This is a genomic window from Streptomyces sp. NPDC050636 (assembly GCF_040654775.1).
Classification (GTDB): domain Bacteria; phylum Actinomycetota; class Actinomycetes; order Streptomycetales; family Streptomycetaceae; genus Streptomyces.
In genome coordinates this window covers 1-17,897 of record NZ_JBFAIP010000071.1, presented here as the reverse complement: position 1 = coordinate 17,897, position 17,897 = coordinate 1, and the positions used below count along the sequence as shown (strand labels likewise).

At 70.5% G+C, this 17,897-nt stretch carries 15 protein-coding genes, 1 tRNA gene and 1 other RNA gene; 4 read left to right on the top strand and 13 right to left on the bottom strand.

The window, feature by feature from the left end; all coding sequences use genetic code 11:
- Positions 1 to 213: 213 nt before the first annotated feature.
- Together AB0I10_RS31245 and ffs are read right to left on the bottom strand one after the other, a co-directional pair.
- Positions 214 to 2,721 (bottom strand): DNA polymerase III subunit gamma and tau, encoded by a 2,508-nt coding sequence (locus AB0I10_RS31245; RefSeq protein WP_363156037.1) that lies wholly within the window; start codon positions 2,719 to 2,721, stop codon positions 214 to 216.
- A gap of 44 nt (positions 2,722 to 2,765) precedes the next feature.
- Positions 2,766 to 2,864: signal recognition particle sRNA small type (gene ffs / locus AB0I10_RS31240), an RNA gene on the bottom strand.
- A 120-nt stretch (positions 2,865 to 2,984) separates the two neighbouring features.
- On the opposite strand from ffs, the gene AB0I10_RS31235 reads away from it, so the two are divergent.
- A tRNA-Ser gene (locus AB0I10_RS31235) sits at positions 2,985 to 3,072 on the top strand.
- Between the two features lie 124 nt (positions 3,073 to 3,196).
- Here AB0I10_RS31235 and AB0I10_RS31230 read toward each other — a convergent pair.
- A complete protein-coding gene (locus AB0I10_RS31230; protein ID WP_363156036.1) occupies positions 3,197 to 3,946 on the bottom strand; it encodes a methyltransferase domain-containing protein in 750 nt (249 codons plus the stop codon).
- A gap of 407 nt (positions 3,947 to 4,353) precedes the next feature.
- On the opposite strand from AB0I10_RS31230, the gene AB0I10_RS31225 reads away from it, so the two are divergent.
- Positions 4,354 to 4,866 carry a GNAT family N-acetyltransferase gene (locus tag AB0I10_RS31225; RefSeq protein ID WP_363156035.1) on the top strand — a complete coding sequence of 171 codons (513 nt, stop codon included), beginning with the start codon at positions 4,354 to 4,356 and terminating at the stop codon, positions 4,864 to 4,866.
- Between the two features lie 109 nt (positions 4,867 to 4,975).
- Here the strand turns inward: AB0I10_RS31225 and AB0I10_RS31220 are convergent, their stop codons facing one another.
- The 3 genes from AB0I10_RS31220 to AB0I10_RS31210 form a co-directional block, all read right to left on the bottom strand.
- The gene (locus AB0I10_RS31220) at positions 4,976 to 5,857 is read right to left on the bottom strand and encodes a GNAT family N-acetyltransferase (protein WP_363156034.1); all 882 of its coding nucleotides are present in this window, start codon (positions 5,855 to 5,857) and stop codon (positions 4,976 to 4,978) included.
- A gap of 80 nt (positions 5,858 to 5,937) precedes the next feature.
- Positions 5,938 to 6,717 (bottom strand): VOC family protein, encoded by a 780-nt coding sequence (locus AB0I10_RS31215; RefSeq protein WP_363156050.1) that lies wholly within the window; start codon positions 6,715 to 6,717, stop codon positions 5,938 to 5,940.
- Between the two features lie 89 nt (positions 6,718 to 6,806).
- The gene (locus AB0I10_RS31210; RefSeq protein ID WP_363156033.1) at positions 6,807 to 7,391 is read right to left on the bottom strand and encodes a dihydrofolate reductase family protein; all 585 of its coding nucleotides are present in this window, start codon (positions 7,389 to 7,391) and stop codon (positions 6,807 to 6,809) included.
- Positions 7,392 to 7,503: 112 nt separating this feature from the next.
- On the opposite strand from AB0I10_RS31210, the gene AB0I10_RS31205 reads away from it, so the two are divergent.
- A complete protein-coding gene (locus AB0I10_RS31205; protein WP_363156049.1) occupies positions 7,504 to 8,133 on the top strand; it encodes a TetR/AcrR family transcriptional regulator in 630 nt (209 codons plus the stop codon).
- Positions 8,134 to 8,334: 201 nt separating this feature from the next.
- Here the strand turns inward: AB0I10_RS31205 and AB0I10_RS31200 are convergent, their stop codons facing one another.
- On the bottom strand, positions 8,335 to 9,333 hold the full coding sequence (locus AB0I10_RS31200; RefSeq protein ID WP_363156032.1) for an esterase family protein: 999 nt from the start codon (positions 9,331 to 9,333) through the stop codon (positions 8,335 to 8,337).
- A gap of 409 nt (positions 9,334 to 9,742) precedes the next feature.
- Between AB0I10_RS31200 and AB0I10_RS31195 the strand changes: the two genes are divergently transcribed.
- Positions 9,743 to 12,634 carry a BTAD domain-containing putative transcriptional regulator gene (locus tag AB0I10_RS31195; protein WP_363156031.1) on the top strand — a complete coding sequence of 964 codons (2,892 nt, stop codon included), beginning with the start codon at positions 9,743 to 9,745 and terminating at the stop codon, positions 12,632 to 12,634.
- Positions 12,635 to 12,640: 6 nt separating this feature from the next.
- Here the strand turns inward: AB0I10_RS31195 and AB0I10_RS31190 are convergent, their stop codons facing one another.
- The 6 genes from AB0I10_RS31190 to AB0I10_RS31165 all read right to left on the bottom strand — a co-directional run bounded on the left by AB0I10_RS31190 (position 12,641) and on the right by AB0I10_RS31165 (position 17,666).
- Entirely contained in the window at positions 12,641 to 13,249 is a 609-nt protein-coding gene (locus AB0I10_RS31190) for a GNAT family N-acetyltransferase (protein ID WP_363156030.1), read from the bottom strand.
- Positions 13,250 to 13,375: 126 nt separating this feature from the next.
- Positions 13,376 to 13,612, bottom strand: a complete 237-nt coding sequence (locus AB0I10_RS31185; protein WP_363156029.1) for a ferredoxin — start codon at positions 13,610 to 13,612, stop codon at positions 13,376 to 13,378.
- 4 nt (positions 13,613 to 13,616) lie between these two features.
- Complete coding sequence (locus tag AB0I10_RS31180; protein WP_363156028.1) at positions 13,617 to 14,849, bottom strand: cytochrome P450; 1,233 nt, start codon at positions 14,847 to 14,849, stop codon at positions 13,617 to 13,619.
- A gap of 152 nt (positions 14,850 to 15,001) precedes the next feature.
- Positions 15,002 to 15,793, bottom strand: coding sequence for an ABC transporter permease (locus AB0I10_RS31175; RefSeq protein ID WP_363156027.1), 792 nt, complete (start codon positions 15,791 to 15,793; stop codon positions 15,002 to 15,004).
- On the bottom strand, positions 15,790 to 16,791 hold the full coding sequence (locus tag AB0I10_RS31170; protein ID WP_363156026.1) for an ATP-binding cassette domain-containing protein: 1,002 nt from the start codon (positions 16,789 to 16,791) through the stop codon (positions 15,790 to 15,792). Before AB0I10_RS31170 ends, AB0I10_RS31175 begins: the two co-directional genes overlap by 4 nt.
- Positions 16,792 to 16,829: 38 nt before the next feature.
- Positions 16,830 to 17,666, bottom strand: coding sequence for a DUF4097 family beta strand repeat-containing protein (locus AB0I10_RS31165; RefSeq protein ID WP_363156025.1), 837 nt, complete (start codon positions 17,664 to 17,666; stop codon positions 16,830 to 16,832).
- Between the last annotated feature and the right edge of the window lie 231 nt (positions 17,667 to 17,897).

Genomic DNA, 17,897 nt, shown 5'->3' with positions numbered 1-17,897 from the left:
CCATACGACAACGATTGGTGCGGTAGCCCGAGCCTACGTGCTTCCCGGGCGGCGCGCCCTACGCCGTAGGGAGGAGCACGGATGTACGCCGGAGGCCGCGAAACCCCCCGCTTCTCCGCCCGTCCGGACCCATCCCGCGCATATGCCCCGCACGCGCCATTCCCCCGTTACGCCCCTGGCGCCCCTTGCTCATCCTTGCTCCCCCTCCCCCGCTCAGTCGTTGTTGTACTCCTCCACCACCGTCGCTCCGAGCTCCCGCACGATCAGGTCGTGGCCGCTGAGCGCGGAGTCGACGAGATCGGGGTCGTCCTCGGCCGGCATGTCGTACTCGATCGACATCGGCGGCGGCTCCGGCGGGGTGTACGAGGGCTCCGCCGCGGGAGCGCTCTGCCCGCCCCCGGCGGATGCCGACGGGGCGACGGCCTCCCGCGCCATCCGCGCGCCCTGGCTGCCGCCGGTGGCCCCGCCACCGCTCTGCCCGTACTGGCCGCCGGCCTCGTGCTCCGGGGCGCTCTGCCGGGGCGACGGCTGAGGCGCGGACTGCTGCGGCGCGGCGGGCGCCCCGCCGCCGAAGCCACCGCCCCCTCCGCCACCGAAACCGCCACCACCGCTGCGCGGAGCACCGCCGGCCGGCGGATTGGCGCCGCCCGACGGGTCGACGATCGCCTCGACCCGCCACTGCAGCTGGAATTTCTCGGCCAGTACGTCCTTGAGGACGTCCTCGCTCCCCCCGTTGGCGAAGCTGTCGCGCGCACCGGCATTGGGGAAGCCGATCTGCAGGGTCGTGCCGTCGAACCCGGACACCTGCGCGTTCTGACTCAGCAGGATCCATGTGAAACGCCGGCGGCCCTTCACCGCCTCCAGGATCTCCGGCCACAGCTGCCGCACCTGCGCGGCACCCTGCGTCATCCCCGGTGCGGCGCCGGGCGGCGGCTGCTGTGCGGCCGGCGGCTGCTGCACGGGCGCGGGCGCTCCGGTGGAGGGCCCGGCGGCAGCGGCCGGCGCGGCAGACGCCCCGCTCTGCGCCCCCTGGCCGCCCTGCCCCGGCGCCACGGCCGAAGGCCAGCCACCGGGCTTACGGCCACCACCGGCGGCACCGCTGCCGGCGCTCCCAGTGTTGCCTCCGCTCCCGGCGCTCCCCGGCCAGGCGCCGGGCCGCGCGGGAGCGGACTCCCCACCGGAGGGGCCGGGCGCGCCTGCGGCGGCAGCGGCCGGCGCGGAATCCGGAGTCTGGGCGGGAGCGGCCGGCGCAGGAGCAGCCGGGGTGGGAGCAGCCGCGGCCGGGCCCGAGGGAGGAGCCGAAGCCGGGGCCGGGGCCGCAGGCCCGCTCCCGCCCTCACCAGTGCCACTGCCGCCGCTCGTCGCCCCCCGCACCGCCGCGCGCGCGGCCGCCGGCCCGGAAGGTCCCGTGGGCGCCGCCACCGGATGAGCCTCCGGCCCCGGTACGTACCCGGCCGCCGGCCCGCCCCCGGAAGAAACAACCGGCGCCCCGGGCCCGACGCCACCGCCACCCGCGGGTCCCGCGGGTCCCGTGGCGCTCACGCCGCCCAGCGCCGCCGCACCCGCGCCACGCTCCAGCCGATCGAGCCGCGCCTGCACCGACCGCTCGTCGTCGTACGCCGCGGGCAGCAGCACCCGCGCACAGATCAGTTCCAGCTGCAGCCGCGGCGAGGTCGCCCCGCGCATCTCCGTCAGGCCCGTATTGACCAGATCGGCGGCCCGGCTCAGCTCCGCCGCGCCAAAGACGGACGCCTGCGCCGTCATCCGCTCCACAACATCCACAGGGGCGTCGATCAGCCCCTTCTCCCCCGCGTCCGGCACCGCCGCCAGAATCACCAGGTCCCGCAGCCGCTCCAGGAGATCGGCCACGAACCGCCGCGGATCGTTCCCGCCCTCGATCACCCGGTCCACAACGTCGAACGCCGCCGCCCCGTCCCCGGACGCGAACGCTTCGACGATCGAATCCAGCAGCGACCCGTCCGTATACCCGAGCAGGGCGGTCGCCATGGCATATGTCACACCGCCCTCGCCGGCTCCGGCGAGCAGCTGGTCCATCACGGACATCGAGTCACGCACCGACCCGGCTCCGGCACGCACCACCAGGGGCAGCACCCCGTCCTCCACCGAGGCCGACTCCCGCGTGCACACCTCGGCCAGGTACTCCCGCAGCGTCCCCGGAGGCACCAGCCGGAACGGATAGTGATGGGTCCGCGACCGGATCGTCCCGATGACCTTCTCGGGCTCGGTCGTGGCAAAGATGAACTTCAAATGCTCCGGCGGCTCCTCGACGACCTTCAGCAGGGCGTTGAACCCCGCCGAGGTCACCATGTGCGCCTCATCGATGATGTAGATCTTGTACCGACTCGACGCCGGCCCGAAGAAGGCCTTCTCCCGCAGCTCACGCGCATCATCCACACCACCGTGCGAAGCCGCGTCGATCTCGATCACATCGATCGACCCACGCCCGTTCCGCGCCAGGTCCACGCACGACTGGCACTTCCCGCAGGGCGTGGGAGTGGGACCTTCCTCACAGTTCAGACACCGCGCCAGGATCCGCGCGCTCGTCGTCTTGCCACAGCCACGCGGACCACTGAACAGGTAAGCGTGATTGACCCGATTGTTCCGCAATGCCTGCTGCAGCGGATCGGTCACGTGCTCTTGCCCGATGACCTCGGCGAAGGTCTCGGGTCGGTAGCGGCGGTACAGCGCGAGGGACGACACGCATACGACGATATCGGCCCCCACTGACAACCGGCCCGCCCGCAAACGCAAGCGCCCCCCACGCACCCGCCAGAGCCGACCTACCCTTGCTGCCTTCCGGCCCTGGGGGAGTTCAGTCAGATAGCGCCACGTGAGGGGCTGCGCACCACACTAGCCGATCCCCCACCCAAGAAACGACCCGGACCCCCGTCCGGATCCGTCGCCGACCCCCGCCCCCGGATCATGTTCGCGAGCACTCCCCAACGTCTTGTATTGTTTGCGGCGGAGGATTCGCCTAGTGGCCTAGGGCGCACGCTTGGAAAGCGTGTTGGGGGCAACCCCTCACGAGTTCGAATCTCGTATCCTCCGCCAGTGCCTCACCGGGCACGATGTCGAAGGGCCCCACCGTTCGCGGTGGGGCCCTTCGACGTGTGTGGTCGCGGCGACCAAGCGAGTGGGTCCGGCGCATGCCGCCGGACCCGGCGCTGCTGGTCCGTCAGCGGCTCATCAGCGCGAAGACCCCCCAGCCGAGGTATTCACGCTCGTACCTGGCGTAGCGGGTGGGATCCGTGGAGAGCTCGGCTCGCAGGTCGGCGGCGAGCTGGTCGTCGTCGGGGTTGCGGTCGAGCCAGCGGCGGATGTTGAGCCACTGCGCCGCCCTGTACCGGTCCCAGCTGTCCTGATCGGCGAGCACCATTTCCACGGTGTCGTAACCGAGTTCGCCGAACTGCTCGATCAGGTCGGGCAGCAGCCGGAAATCGTCTTTGTCGCCGGCGTGGCAGGCTTCGATGGTGTGCTGGTCCGGGGGCTCGTGGCGCCAGTACGGCTCGCCGATCAGCATCATGCCTCCGGGCCGGAGGCTGCGGTTCAGCAGCTCGATCGTGCCGGCCACGCCGTTGCCGATCCAGGTGGCGCCGATACACGCGGCGAGATCGACCGGCTCGTCCGTGACGTAGCCGGACGCATCGCCGTGGATGAAGTCCACCTGGTCGGCGACACCCAGCTCAGCGGAGCGGGCGCGAGCCCGTTCGGTGAACACACTGCTGATGTCCACACCGGTCCCGGTGATCCGGTGGGCCCGTGCCCAGGTGCACAGCATCTCGCCCGATCCGCTCGCGAGATCGAGTGCGCGCGTCCCGGGCGCCAAGTCCAGTGCCTGTCCCAAGGCGGCGAGCTTGGCGCTGGTGAACGGGTTGTGGATGCGGTGGCTGCTCTCGCGGATGGTAAAGCTACGTGGAAGATCCACTGGTGGGATTCCTTGTGTCCGATGAGGTCATGGAGGTCATGGAGGTCGCGGAAGGCTGCTGGTCAAACCTGGCCGCGGTTGCCTGGACCGTCATCAAATGCACCCCATAGGACGTGTGGATCTCCAACTGCGGTGAAGGTAGGGCGCTCTGCGCCGTAGCGTCCAACGGTTTTCGCCTGCGCGGCCCGTTCCTGGCGTGGTAACCCACCGTCTGCTGCCGGTCATAAATGCGCTGGAAGCACCCAGCCGCCTCTGTTACGTTCCGCCGACACGCGAGGTGCGTGGCGACCGCTGCGACAAGGGAGGTTGATGAATATGGCCCGCCAGACGCTTCATCAGCATGCCCATGTCCGGGTCGCGCGAGGATAGCCAGCGGCCCGGTCGTCTGAAACGACCAGGAGTGTCGCGTGTCTTCTTTCTCTCCCACCGGTACGGATCTGACCACTGACCGCCTCGTGCTGCGGCCATGGTCCACCGCCGAGCTCACCGCTGTTCTCAGTGATGTCCGTCTGTCGCACTGGTCGGCGGACTTCCCCGCCGACGAGGGCCGCGTCATCGCCGGATTCATCGCGGACCGGCCGGACGCGCTGGGGCCTTACGGGCAACGTCAGATCATCGAGCGGGCGAGTGGCCTGGTGATCGGCGCGATCGGGCTGTTCTGGCCGCCGAGCGAGGGCGCCGTCGAGGTCGGATACGGCATCGTGGCGTCCCGGCGAGGACGCGGTCTGGCCACCGAGGCCACCCGGGCCATGGTGGAGTTCGCCCTGACCGCACCGGGCGTGCACACGGTGCACGCGGACGTGGAGCTGTCGAACCCGGCCTCGGTCCGCGTACTCGAAAAGGCCGGACTGCAGCGCTGGAGCGACGACGCCACCACGGCCCGATTCCGCACCACGGCACCGGGCCCGTCCCAGCGGTAGCCCCATGGGGATCGGCAGCGGAGCGCACCACTGCTGCCGATTGTTGCCGATCCCCCGAGGCCCGCATTCAGCGGCCCTCGTCGCTCTTCATCCCGCTGGAGGGGTCGGCCTACAGGTCGAGCTGGTACTCGTGGGCCGTGTGCGTCGGCAGGTAGCCGAGTTCGTCGTTGACACGCCGCATGTGCGGGTTGTTGTCGGCGGTGTCGGTCAGCAGGCCGCCGAGGCGGGGGTGGCGTTCGCGGGCCTGGACGATCGAGGCGGCCTTCATCGAGCGGGCGAGGCCGCGGCCGCGGTGCTCGGGCAGCACCGCCGTGCCGTAGTGCTGGGCGTCGCCCGTCCCGCTGCCGGGGACGACCAGTTCGGTGAAGCCGGCGATGGCACCGTCCGACCGGTCGATGGCCGCCACGGTGTGGAGGATGTCGCCGCGTGCGGAGACGGCGGTCGCCGCCGCCCGTACCCGATCGAGGTCCCAGACCACCGTGCCGTAGTCGACGGCGCCCATCGGCATGTCGTCCATGGCCCGGCGCGACGCCACGAAGGTGTCGGCGAGTTCGTCGGGCACCGTCCCCTCCCACGCCGTCAGCCGGTAGTCGGCGTGCGGCGTCTCGGCGACGGCGGTGAGTGCGGGGAGGTCCGCCTCGGTCAGCGCCAGCCGGGCGTAGGTGAGGGTCAGTGCGGTGCGAAAGCCTCTGGCGGTGAGGAAGGCGGCGCCGGGGGATCCGGCCGGGGCCTGGGCGATGACGCTGCTCCGGCCGTCCTGGCGGGCGGCGGCGACGGCCGCGTCGAGCAGCAGGGTGCCCGCCCGCCCGCGCCGTTCGGCGGGGTGGACCTGAACGTCCAGTTCGGCGAGGTGGCGCTGGCCCTCCCTGGTGAACAGGCGCAGGAAGGCGTGCCCGGCGGGACTGCCGTCGTGGCCGGTGGCCAGCCAGGCCAGGCGGCGGCCGCCGGAGGTCTCCTCGGGGTCGGTCAGGGCGGTGATGCGTACGGACAAGCTGTCTCCATCAGGGGAAGGGTGAGGGGAAGGATGAGGGGAGGACTGCGAGGGGTTGGGGCGGTCCTGCGCCGGGGCTGTTACTGGGCCCAGGGCAGGATGCGGGTGCCCTCGGTGCCGGGCACGGAGGCCACACCGTCCGCACGCATGACGACGTGTGCCTCGGCGGCCTGCGGGGCGTGGACCTGGCGGAGCACGTCCGGGGGGAGCACGAAGGTCTGCCCGGCCGAGATCTTCTCGGTGCGACCGTCGCAGGTGACGTCGAGGACGCCGGCGGTCACCGTCCAGACCTGTTCGCGGCTGATGACGTGCTCGGGGCCGGTCTGGCCGGCCTCCATGGCGACGGTCCAGGTGCTGAGTTCCGTGCTGCCCCGGCTGGGGGCGGCCAGACCGGTCATGCGGGCGTTCGGGGACTCGGTGACGTTCTCGGCGGTGGGGGTGATCACGAGCATGGCGGGCTCCTCGCCCTGCGCGGGCTCGTCCGTCGCGGCCCATTCGACGAACTGGACGACGATGCCGTTCGGGTCGGTCAGCTGGAACAGCCGCTCGCCCCATGGCTCTTCGCGCAGCGGCATGGTGATCGGGGCGCCGGCCTCGCGCAGGCGCCGCTCCTCGGCCTCGATACCGGTGACGGTGAGCGCGAAGATCAGGCCCGTGGCCTGCTGGTCGCGCTGCTCGGGCGGGAGCACCTCGTTGCCGAGACCGAGCAGCACGATGTCGGCGGCGGCATCACCGCGGGTCAGGGACGCGAAGCCGTCGGCGGCCATGGCGACCTGGTAGCCGAGGTGGGTGCAGAAGAACTCACGCGAGGCGTCTACGTCGGCAACGGTGAGGGAGAGGGTGGCGGCGGTGACGTTCAGGGCAACTCCTGGCAGGTACGGGCATGGCAGGTGAGGGCATGGCAGGACGAGCGGTGAATCGTGTGCGGGGTCCTGGGCTTGTGCGGGGTCTAGTCGGACGTCTTGGTGTAGGTGAGGACGACGTTGCCGACCTCGAACACGCGGCTGTCCGCGAGCCGGAACGTGCGCGGCGAGAAGTCGGCACGGAAGAGCGGGATGCCGGTGCCGGCCACGATCGGGTACTGCTTGACGATCAGCTCGTCGATCTCCGGCAGGAGCTGGCTGGCCAGATCGGCGCCGCCGCAGAGCCAGATCCCGAGCCCGTCCTCCTGCTTGAGCTTGCGGACCCGGGTGAGCGGGTCCTCGTCGGTGACCTCGACGGCCGGGTCCGGGCTGGTGGTGAGCGAGCGGGAGAAGACGATCTGCCGCAGATGGGCGTACGGGCTGGTGAGGCCCACGGCCAAGCCCGGGTCGTACGTGCTGCGCCCCATCACGACCGTGTCGAAGCGCGTGTTGGGCGTGTCCGCGATGCCGAGCGCCGCGCGGCCCGGCGTGGGGAGGGCGTCCGCGAAGTCGGTGGTCAGGAAGGGCAGGAAGTCCTCCGTGACGTGCGGCATGAAGAACTCGAAGTCGCCGTCGGGGGCGGCGATGTAGCCGTCGATGGTGGCGCCGATGAAGTAAGTGAGCTTGCGCATTCAAGTCCGTTCACTCAGGAGAATTTTGCAACGGACGTAACTTTAACCAGGGGCACCCAGTCGGTCAAGACTATTTTTATGACGGATGTAAGATTGCTCCATGACTACCGAGATGGGGCTCCGTGAGTCCAAGAAGCAGGAGACCAGGCAGCTGATCTCCGACTGCGCCACCAGGCTCTTCATCGAGCAGGGCTTCGAGCAGACCACCATCGCCGAGATCGCCGCCGCGGCCCGCGTGTCCAAGAAGACGGTGACCAACTACTTCCCCCGCAAGGAAGACCTGGCCCTCGACCACCACGAGGCGTTCACCGAGGGCCTGGCCCGGACCGTCGCCGAGCGCGGGCCAGGCGAGGAGCCGCTCACCGCCCTGGGACGGACGTTCCGCACCGCCCTCCTTGAGCACAGCCCCGTCGTCGGCTTCACCGGCCCCGCGTTCGCCCGCATGGTCACCGACAGCCCCACCCTCACCGCCCGGCTGCGCGAGCTGCACGACCTGCGAGAGGAGGCACTCGCCGCGGCGCTGACCGCCGCCGCCCCGGACACGGCCCCGGCCATCGTGCCCCGGGCCGGCGCCGCCCTGATCGCCGCAGCGGACCGTCTGCTGTTCCGGCGCATCCAGGAACTCACCCTGGCCGGCCGCACCGACGACCAGATCGAGGCCACGCTGATTCCGGAAGCCGACCACCTCCGCGCTCTCCTCGCCGCCGCCCTCGGCAACCACCCCACCGCCGCGGCCTCGTGACCTCAACCTGCTGAGCGAGCCGCTCCGCCGCTGGTCAGGACGTATACGGCCGCCCCTGGACAACACGCTCAACAGGGTTTGTCCTCAGGAGAGACGAGGACAGACAGCACGTAGCCGGACGACGGATCCCGTCGCCCGGCTAGATAACCGGCTATGTAAGAGGCATACGTCTGTGCGCATGTGCGCATGTGCTCGACCGGCCTACGCCTGGCGGAGCCGGGCGACGATGCCCTCAAGGTCGCGCTTGGCCATCTCGGTGCGGACGTGGTGTCCGCCAGGCTCCTCGTGCCACTCGTGCGGGATGCCGGCCTGGTCGAGGGCGGCTCGGAACTCGCGCTGGCCGGCGAGCACCTCGGTCTCGTTGAGCAGGTCGAACGGGTCGACCGGGCTGGGACTGGTGCCGGCGACCATGAAGACCCGCTTGTTGCGGTAGCTCTCGATGCGCTCCATGGGGTTATCGGCGCTGACCCTGGCCTCGTCGAACGGCTCGCCGTAGATCGTGCCGCCGCCCAGGTCCAGGGCCGCGGAGGACACGTTGGCCCAATGGGCGACCGCGTTGAAGTCGCGGCGCAGGCTGGGCGGGCCGGAGTGGGCGCTCACCGAGGCGAAGTGGCCGTAGTACTTGGCCGCGTACTTCAGCGCGCCGAAGCCGCCCATCGAGAACCCGGCGACGGCGCGGCCGTCGTACTCGGCGTATGTCCGGAAGTTCGCCTCGATCCACGGGAGCAGCTGGGCGATGTGGAAGGTCTCCCAATTCCGGGGGCCGGTGTTGGAGCTGACCGGGTTCGAGTACCAGCCCGCGTGGCCACCGTCCGGCATCACGACGATGATCGGCATGCCGGCGGTCCAGGCTCGGATGCCGCCGTCCTGCAGCCGGTCCCAGCTCATGAAGTCCTGGTCGGTACCGCCGCCGTGGAACAGGTAGAGGACGGGGTAGGTGCGTCCGCTGGTGTGGTAGTCGTCGGGGAGCAGGACGTTGACGGCGGGCTCCCAGCCGATCGCGTCGGTCGCGAACCGGTAGTACCACATGCGGGGGTCGGCCTCGTTGCGGTCCTTGATGGTCAGCCCGAAGCCGTCGTCGGCCGCCATGGCCGGTGACGCCGACGCAAGGACTCCTGCGCCGCCGAGCGCCATCGCCGCGGTGATTCCGCCGACGGCTTTCAGGACACTTCTGCGGGTGGAGTGGTGCTCGCTCAACATGACCTCCTGGTCGGAAGTGGCAAGAACGGTCGGCTTGTTGCAGAACTCTCGGGTACGTCATCGGTGCCGGCTTTTGAAGTCCCTCCCCCGACGGCCGCCGCCCGGCGTGGTGAGTTCCCCCGGGGGGTACCTTGGAGTCGGCCGAGCCCGTGCCCGTTGGCGGGCCCGTCGATCTCCGTTGGAGGAACGGTGCGACGCCCCCGTGCACCATGGGGCGTGAGACGAGCACCGCACCCGGTGCTTCCCTCTCTCGCCGTTCCCCTTGCTTCCCAGCGGTCTCGGTGGTGACTTGCCAACCATTGCGGGAGGCGCTGAAATGCGGATGAAATCTCGATGATGCGCGGGACCGGGGGGCTTCGGGATGGGTGGGGAATCTTCTCAGCGGCTTCGGATCGCGATGCTCGGGCCGATGCGGGCCTGGTGTGACGGGACGCCGCTGGATTTGGGGCCGGTTCGGCGGCAGGCGGTGCTGGCCGCACTGGTGCTGCGTCCGGGCACGCTGGTCAGCCATGAGCAGTTGCTCGCCGACGTGTGGGGCGCGCAGCCGCCGAGGACCGGTCGCCGGGTACTGCCGAGCTACATCTACCCGCTGCGGAAGGCGCTCGACGTGGAAGGCGCCGGACCGGCGGGGTCGGTGATCCGCAGTGGCCGGGGCGGGTACCGCTTCGTCAGCGACGGCGTGCGGATCGATGTGGCGGAGTTGGCCGAGCAGGTCGGTGAGGCGCAGCGCGCGAAGGCATCCGGCGACCCGGCCACCGCAATGGACTGGTCTTCCAAGGCGCTCGCCCTGTTTCAAGGCGAGCCCCTGGCCGGGCTGCCGGGGCCGTTCGTGCAGGGCGAGCGGCGGCGGCTGTCGCAGCGGCAGCGCACGCTTCAGCAGGAGAGGCTCACCTGCCTGGTTCTTCTCGGCCGGTCCGCCGAGGCCCTGGACGACCTCGCCGACCTGTCTGCTTCGTCGGAGGCCGATCCGTACGACGAGTCGCTGACCGCGCTGCGGATGCGTGCCCTGTACGGCAGCGGACGCCAGGTGGCGGCGCTGAGTGCCTATCAGGACATGCGCGTGCGGCTACGGGACGAGCTCGGTGTCGATCCCGGCGAGGAACTCCGCCGGGTGCACCAGGCGGTGCTGCGCCGGGACGACGAGCAGCTGCTCGGTCGGGCGGTGGCGCGCCCGGCCGCTCCCGCGTCCCGGCCCCGCCGCGTGGTCAATGAACTGCCGGGCGGCACCGGCCACCTCATCGGGCGGGAGCGCGAACTGGCACTGCTGACCGCGCCCTCGCCGCCCGAATCCGTGTCGATCACGGCGGTGGACGGTACTGCCGGCGTCGGCAAGACCGCGCTCGTCGTACACGCGGCCGGTGTGCTCCGCGTCCACTACCCGGACGGCTGCCTGTTCGTGGACCTGCGCGCGCACAGCACGGAACAGCAGAGGCTCTCGCCGCAACGAGTGCTGCGGCGGTTGCTGCGCTCGGTCGGCGCGGCCGACAGCGAGGTGCCCGACGACCTCGACGAACTCACCGCGGCTTGGCGGGCCGCGACCAGCTCGCTGCGGCTGCTCCTCGTGCTGGACGATGTGCTGAGCGCACAACAGATACGGCCGCTGCTGCCCGCCGGGCCGGGCAGCACGGTGATGGTGTCCGGCCGACGGCGGCTGGCCGGACTGGACACCGATCGACGGGTCACCCTGGAGCCGCTGGCGACCGGCGGTGGGCTGTCCCTGCTCAGGCACATCGTGGGGGAGGAGCGCGCGGACCGGGAGCCGGAGGCGACGCGTGAGCTGGTCCGGCTGTGCGACGGGCTGCCGCTGGCACTGCGCATCGCCGGGGCGCGGTTGCAGACCCGTCCTGCCTGGACGCTGGCGTACCTGGTGGACCGGATGGCGGGCGACGAGCGACGCCTCGGCGAGCTGAGTGCGGGGGATCGCAGCGTGGAGGCGGCCTTCCGCCTGTCGTACGACCAGCTCGCGCCGGAGCAGCAGCTCGGATTCCGTACCCTGGGCCTGTCGCCGACGGTCGAGTTCGACCCGCTGACATCAGCTGCCATGCTGGGTTGGTCGTCCCACGACGCCGAGCAGATCCTGGAAGGCCTGGTCGACGCGAGTCTGGTGCAGCAACCCCGTCCGGGCCGCTACCGGTTGCACGACCTGGTGCGGGTGCACGCACGGCGGCTCGCGGAAGCCGCACCCGCCGAAGCCGGCGCGGACCGCACCGCCGCGCTCCGCCTCTACCTGGACGCGGGCCGGATCACCAGCGACTTGGGCCCAGGCGGCTTCCCGACCGGGCCGCAACCCACTGAAGCGCCGTTCGCGGACTGGAAGGACGCAGACGGTTGGCTGGACGCGGCCGGCGGAGAGCTCGTCGACGTCGTCGGGCACGCCGCAGCGCTCGGCGAAGCCGACTACGCGTGCTGGATCGCCGAGGCCCTGAGCGACTACTTCGCACGTCAGGGCCGTTACCACGAGTGCCGAGCGGCCCTGGACATCGCGCTCGCGCACGCGGACGAGGCCACCGACCGGCGGATGGCTCCCGCACTGCGGAACTGCATGGGCATCACCGACGTCTACCAGGGCCGCACCCTCCCAGCGCGCGCCTGGTTCACCGAGGCGCTTGAGCTCAGCCGTCGCGGCGCGGACCAGGGCGAAGAGGCTCGGGCCCTGAGCGGGCTGGGCGCTGTCGAACTGTCCTCGGGCCGGCCCGATCTGGCGATCGCCCCTCTCAACGCGGCGGTGGAGCTGGCTCAGCGGCTCGACGACAAGTGGCTCGTCTCGATGGCGCTCTGCGTACTCGGCGGCGTCCACCACGCGCAGGGGCACCACGAGGAGGCGCTGACCTGCCTCGCCGCCGCCCTCGCCCACGCTGAGAAGAACGGCCGACCACGCATGATCAGCAGGGCCTTGACCTGCGCCGCCGACGTCCACCTCGACCTCGGCCATTACGGAGAGGCCAAGACCCTGTACCGCCACGCGGCCGACCTGGCTCAGCAGGTCGGGGACGTCCTCCTGCAGGCGCTCGTCCTGACCCGACTGGGCACGGCAGAGCAGGGAGAGGGAAACCTGCGCGTCGCCACAGACCTCCACCACCAGGCTCTCTCCCGGCACCAGATGCTGTCCCCACTCACTGAACCCAACCGCGACCGGCTGGAGATGCACATCCGGTGCCGACTGGGCCGCACCTACTCCGCGGCAGGCCGCGTCGCCGAGGCACGAGATCAGTTCCGGACCGCGCTCGCCCTGCCCGGAGCCGGCGAGTACCCCGAGGAGCAGGCACTGGCCATCGCGGGACTCAAGGAATGCAACGACTGAGTGTGCTCACCCACGGACGAGGGACCCGCGGCCCGGATCCCGTTCCCCGCCCTGGTGGTGCGCGATCGGGATCTCGAAGTGAACCGTCCCGAAGCCGCCGTGTTCGCCGGTCGTGCGGGCGTCGAAGACCTCGGTGGCGAGGCTGCGCCAGAATGCCTCCGCGCCTGGGATGTCGACGTTGGTGTGCAGGTAGATGCTGTCGTAGCCCGGGGTGCGGGTGGCGAATTCACAGGCCATGAGGACCATCGCGCGGGCAAGTCCGTGCCTGCGGTGCTCCCGGCGTACGTAGACGCGGGCGAGCTGTGCCGTGCCGCCCGAGGGGTAGCGCTCGGCCAGCCATTTCGGGTGCGGCGGGTGGACCGGGCCGCGGGAGTGCAGCGCGGTGGTGGCCACGACCTCGCCATCGCGTACGGCCACGACGAGGGTGTGGCGCGGGTCGTCGAGGTAGCAGCGGTGGATGTCGACGACATCGGAGTGCCACATGGGGACGTAGCCGTAGCCGAACTCCCGGTAGAAGGTGTCGAGCATGACGCTGCGCGCGCCCGGCACGTCCTCGGGCGTGGCGTGGCGCACCACGTACGGGCCCAGCTCTTGATGTGGCGTCAGGTCGTTCATCGTTCTCCGCCTCCGGGGTCACGGAACCCCAGGCTACATGAATATGATTTCCATTTTCCTGTGAGGCGGGCCTGACGCAGACGGCAGGACCCGACCGGGAACCGGTCGGGTCCTGCCGGCGTTCGGCTACGGCGTCGGCGCAGGTGAACTGCCGGGCGGGCGCCCGTCGATGACGCGGAGGGCCGCGGCGGGGCAGAGGCCGGCCGCGAGGCGGGCCGCGGCGTGGTGGGCGGGTGACGGATCGGTGTCGAGGAGGACCACCCGGCCGTCCTCGTCGTTCTGGTCGAACACCTCGGGGGCGGTCAGTGCGCACATCCCGGCGCCCACGCAGCGTTCCCGGTCGATGGTGATGGTGACGGCCACCGGGCTACTCCTTGTCCCAGGCGACGGGGAGGCGGTGTACGCCGTAGATGCTCATGTTGGAGCGCAGCGGTACCTCCTCGGGCGGGACGGCCAGCCGCAGCGCCGGGAAGCGGGTGAAGAGCGCGGGAAGGGCGACGCGCATCTCGACGCGTGCCAGTTGCTGGCCCAGGCACTGATGGATGCCGTGGCCGAAGCCCAGATGCCCGGTGGCCTTGCGGTGCAGGTCGAGAGCGTCGGGGTCGGTGAACTTCGCCGGGTCGCGGTTGGCGGCCTGCATCGAGAGGGTGACCGTCTCGCCGGCCTTGATCACCTGGCCGTCGATCTCGACGTCTTCGAGGGCCGAGCGCGCCCCGGGGTCGGCGATGCTCAGGTAGCGCATCAGCTCCTCGACGGCTTGGTCGGCGAGGTCCGGATCGCCACGCAGGGCGGCGAGCTGGTCCGGGTTGCTCAGCAGGGCGAAGGTGCCGTGCGCGATCATGTTGGCAGTGGTGTCGAGACCGGCGGCCAGCAGAACGCCACCGACGCCGGCGAGCTCCTCATCGGTGAGGTCGCTGGTGGTCAGATCGCTGAGCAGGTCGTCGGTGGGCTCGGCGCGCTTGGCCAGCACCAGGCTGTGCAGGTACTCCTGAAGCGCGGTCATGGCGGCGTACTGCTCTTCCGGGCCGGCGCTCTGGGTGAACAACGTCGTCGTATGGCGCTGGAAGAACTCCCGCTCGGCGTAGGGCACACCCAGCAGTTCGCAGATCATCAGCGCGGGGATGGGCTGTGCGTACGCCTCCACCAGGTCCACCGGGCCTCCTTGGCGCTCCATGGCGTCGAGGTGCTCGGCGGTGATCTGCTCGACGCGTTCGGTGAGCTCGCGCATCCGGCGGACGGTGAACTTGCCCATGAGCAGCCGCCGGAAGCGGGTGTGCTCGGGGGCGTCCATGCCGGTCATGTCGCCGACCGGCGCGGGAGGCAGTTCGCCGATGTCCGCGAGCGGGTGGTGCATGAGCTCCTGCCGTGAGCTGAAGCGGGGGTCGGCGAGTATCGCCCGGACCACGGAGTGGCCGGTGGCCAGCCAGCCCATGTGCCCGTCGGGGTAGCGCATCCGCCGGAGCGGCCGCTCCTCGCGCAGCTGCGCCAGCTCGGCGGGCGGGTCGAAGGGGCAGCCCGTGTGGCGCTCGGTCGGCAGCGTCACCGGCTCAGGGTGCTGCGCCGCGTCGTGGGCGGAGTGTGCCGACAGTTCGTTGTGCATGGTGCCCTCCGGTGATGAGTGCTGAGTGCTGGGTGAAGTGCGGTGAACAGTGCGGTGGAACGGTGACCTGCTGTACGGCTGAAGTGCTGTACGGCTGAAGTGGCGTACGGGTGAAGCGGCGTAGGGCTGAAGTGGCTTGTGTGGTGGGCCGCTTACCGCTTGGCGTCCCGGTTGAAGGCCGACCGCGCCCACAGGTAGCCGACCAGGGTGAGGCCGACGCACCAGGCCAGGGCGAAGAGCCCGCTGCTGCCGATCTCGGTGCCCATGAGCAGGCCGCGCAACGTCTCGATGACGGGCGTGAAGGGCTGGTACTCGGCGAACCACCGCAGCCCGGTCGGCATCGACTCCGGCGGGACGACGGCGCTGCCCAGGAAGGGCAGGAACGTCAGCGGCATGGGCATGTTGCTGGCGGTTTCGACGTTCTTGGCCACCAGACCCATCGCAGCGGCGAGCCAGGTGAGCGCCAGGGTGAGCAGGGCGAGTACGCCGACGGTCGCGATCCACTCCACGGGGGTGGCGCTGGGCCGGAAGCCCATGAGCAGCGCGACGCCGATGACGAGCGCGATGCTGACCAGCGTCTGGATGACGCTGCCCACGACATGTCCGGTCAGGAACGCGGCGCGGGAAATCGACATCGTACGGAACCGGTTGACGATGCCTTCGGTCATGTCGGAGCAGACGCTGATCGCGGTGGACAGCGCTCCGGAGGTCGCGGCCATCAGGATGATGCCGGGCGCGATGTAGTCGATGTATTCGGCGCTGCCGGTGGGCATGCCGCCGATGCCGCTGCCCAGGGCGCCGCCGAAGACGTAGTTGAAGAGCAGCAGCATCACGAGGGGCATCGCGACGACCGAGACCGTCAGCGACGGGTAGCGCAGTGCGTGCTTCAGGTTGCGCCGCAGCATCGTCGCCGAATCGCGGACGGCGTAGGACATGGTGGTCATCGGGCGTTCTCCTTCGGCGAGTTGACCGCGGTGCCGGACTGGTGGGACTGGCCGGTGAGGGTCAGGAAGACGTCGTCGAGATCGGGGGTGCGCACGGTGAGCGCCTCGGCCTTGACCGACGCGTTGTCGAGGACGTCTAGGACGGCGCGCAGGGCGGGGATGCCGCCGTCGCTGGGGATGTTCAGGGCGAGCGCTTCGCTGTCGCGCGTCGCGGAGCCGAAGAGGGTGGCGGCCGATTCCAGTCCGCTCGCATCGGCGAACTGGAGGCGGATGTGGCCACCGGGGATGAGCCGCTTCAGCTCCTCCGCGGTGCCTTCCGCGACCAGCTTCCCGTGGTCCAACACCGCGATTCGGTCGGCGAGTTGGTCGGCTTCCTCCAGGTACTGCGTGGTCAGGAAGATCGTCACCCCGTCGTCGGCGACCAGCCCGCGGATGATCTCCCACATGGTGCGGCGGCTGCGCGGGTCGAGGCCCGTGGTCGGCTCGTCGAGGAAGATGATGCGCGGATCGCCGACCAGGGTCATCGCGAGGTCGAGCTTGCGCCGCATACCGCCCGAAAAGGTGGAGACGGGCTTCTTGGCCGCCTCGGTCAACTCGAAACGGTGCAGGAGCTCGGCGGCGCGCCGTCGGCCTTCGCGGCGGGCCAGATGCTGCAGGTCCGCCATGAGCATCAGGTTCTCGTGGGCGGTCAGCAGGTTGTCCAGCGCCGCGAACTGGCCGGTGACACCGATCGCGGCGCGTACGGCATCGACGTCGCGGACCAGATCGTGGCCCGCGATCTGCGCCTGTCCGGCGTTCGCGGAGATCAGCGTGGAGAGGATCTGCACGGTGGTGGTCTTGCCGGCTCCGTTGGGCCCGAGCAGCGCGAAGACCGTGCCCTCGGGGATACGCAGGTCGATGCCGTCGAGCACCACCTTGTCGCCGTAGGACTTGGACAGCCCGGTGGCGGTGATCGCCAGCGGGGCGGCGATTGCGGAAGCTGCGGTCATGGCAGTCATGCCTCTTCTACGTGGTTGTCCTACGTGGTCGGTCGGGATCAGGGGCGGCGGATCACGATGTCGCCGGTGGCGGTGCGGGCGCGTATCTCGACGATCTCGTCGAAGGCTTCGGGCCCTTCGACCTGCTCAAGGGCGTGGTGCACACTGCCGAGTTGGGTGTCCGCCTCAAACCGGGCGGCGGTGGACTCACGGACGCCGACCTCAAGGTCGCCGACGGCGGTCTGCAGGGTGATCAGGCCCCGCACCGCCTCGCCGATCCGGATGCCGCCGTGAGCGGACGTGGCGTCGACTCCGGCGTGCGCGACGCCGACGGAGATCTGGCCGTCGGTCGAGTTCGCGCGCAGCTCGCCGGTGACCTCGCCGATCACGGTCTCGCCGTTGAGGTTGTCGACCGTCGCGGCACCCCCGATCTCGCCGATGACGATCCGCCCGGACCCGGTGACCTCGGCGTCTCCCGTCACCCGGTCCACTCGGACGTCACCGTGATCGGTCTGCACGCGTACCGTCGCCGCCTCGCCGACCCGGATGCCGCCGGCCGAGGTCTTGAGCCGGCACTCCCCCAGGCGGCCTTCGCAGGTGAAGTCCGCCATGGGCGAGGTGCCGTGGACGTCCGAGTCAGTCGGCAGCTCGATGCTCACGTCGACCGAGCCGCTCTTGCCGAACGGGGAGTGCTTCTTGGGCCCCTTGACCAGCAACCGGCCGCCCGAGCAGGTGACTTCGGTCTGCTGCGCGGCCCGTACGTCCGCGTCGTCGGCGCCGTTGCTCGGCAGTACCTCGACGATGGCGTCGGTGCGCTTGCTGGCCGTGATGCGGGCGGTACCGATGTCGAATTCGAGGGTGACGGAGATCGGTTCGGGAGTGTCGAAACTGGGCATGGCTGTGCCGTCCTCATGACTGTGGTGTGAGTTCCCGCTGGTAGAGCGGGGTGAGTGAACTAAGTGAGTGGTGAACGAGTGAGTGCGCGGTGCCGGGCTAGCCGGCCCAGCCCGTGAAGTCCTGCTGGCCCCGGTAGCGGCTGCGGGCGGCTGGGCGGGCCCGCTCGCCGGGCTGCTCCATGGCAGCGGCGACGGCCCGTACCAGCCAGGCGTTGACCGACAGGCCCTCCT

Coding starts and splice junctions, on each gene's coding strand:
- AB0I10_RS31175 (WP_363156027.1), bottom strand. CDS start 15,793: ATGACCACCATGTCCTACGCCGTCCGCGATTCGGCGACGATGCTGCGG.
- AB0I10_RS31190 (WP_363156030.1), bottom strand. CDS start 13,249: ATGAACGACCTGACGCCACATCAAGAGCTGGGCCCGTACGTGGTGCGC.
- AB0I10_RS31200 (WP_363156032.1), bottom strand. CDS start 9,333: ATGTTGAGCGAGCACCACTCCACCCGCAGAAGTGTCCTGAAAGCCGTC.
- AB0I10_RS31210 (WP_363156033.1), bottom strand. CDS start 7,391: ATGCGCAAGCTCACTTACTTCATCGGCGCCACCATCGACGGCTACATC.
- AB0I10_RS31170 (WP_363156026.1), bottom strand. CDS start 16,791: ATGACTGCCATGACCGCAGCTTCCGCAATCGCCGCCCCGCTGGCGATC.
- AB0I10_RS31195 (WP_363156031.1), top strand. CDS start 9,743: ATGCGGGCCTGGTGTGACGGGACGCCGCTGGATTTGGGGCCGGTTCGG.
- AB0I10_RS31165 (WP_363156025.1), bottom strand. CDS start 17,666: ATGCCCAGTTTCGACACTCCCGAACCGATCTCCGTCACCCTCGAATTC.
- AB0I10_RS31205 (WP_363156049.1), top strand. CDS start 7,504: ATGGGGCTCCGTGAGTCCAAGAAGCAGGAGACCAGGCAGCTGATCTCC.
- AB0I10_RS31180 (WP_363156028.1), bottom strand. CDS start 14,849: ATGCACAACGAACTGTCGGCACACTCCGCCCACGACGCGGCGCAGCAC.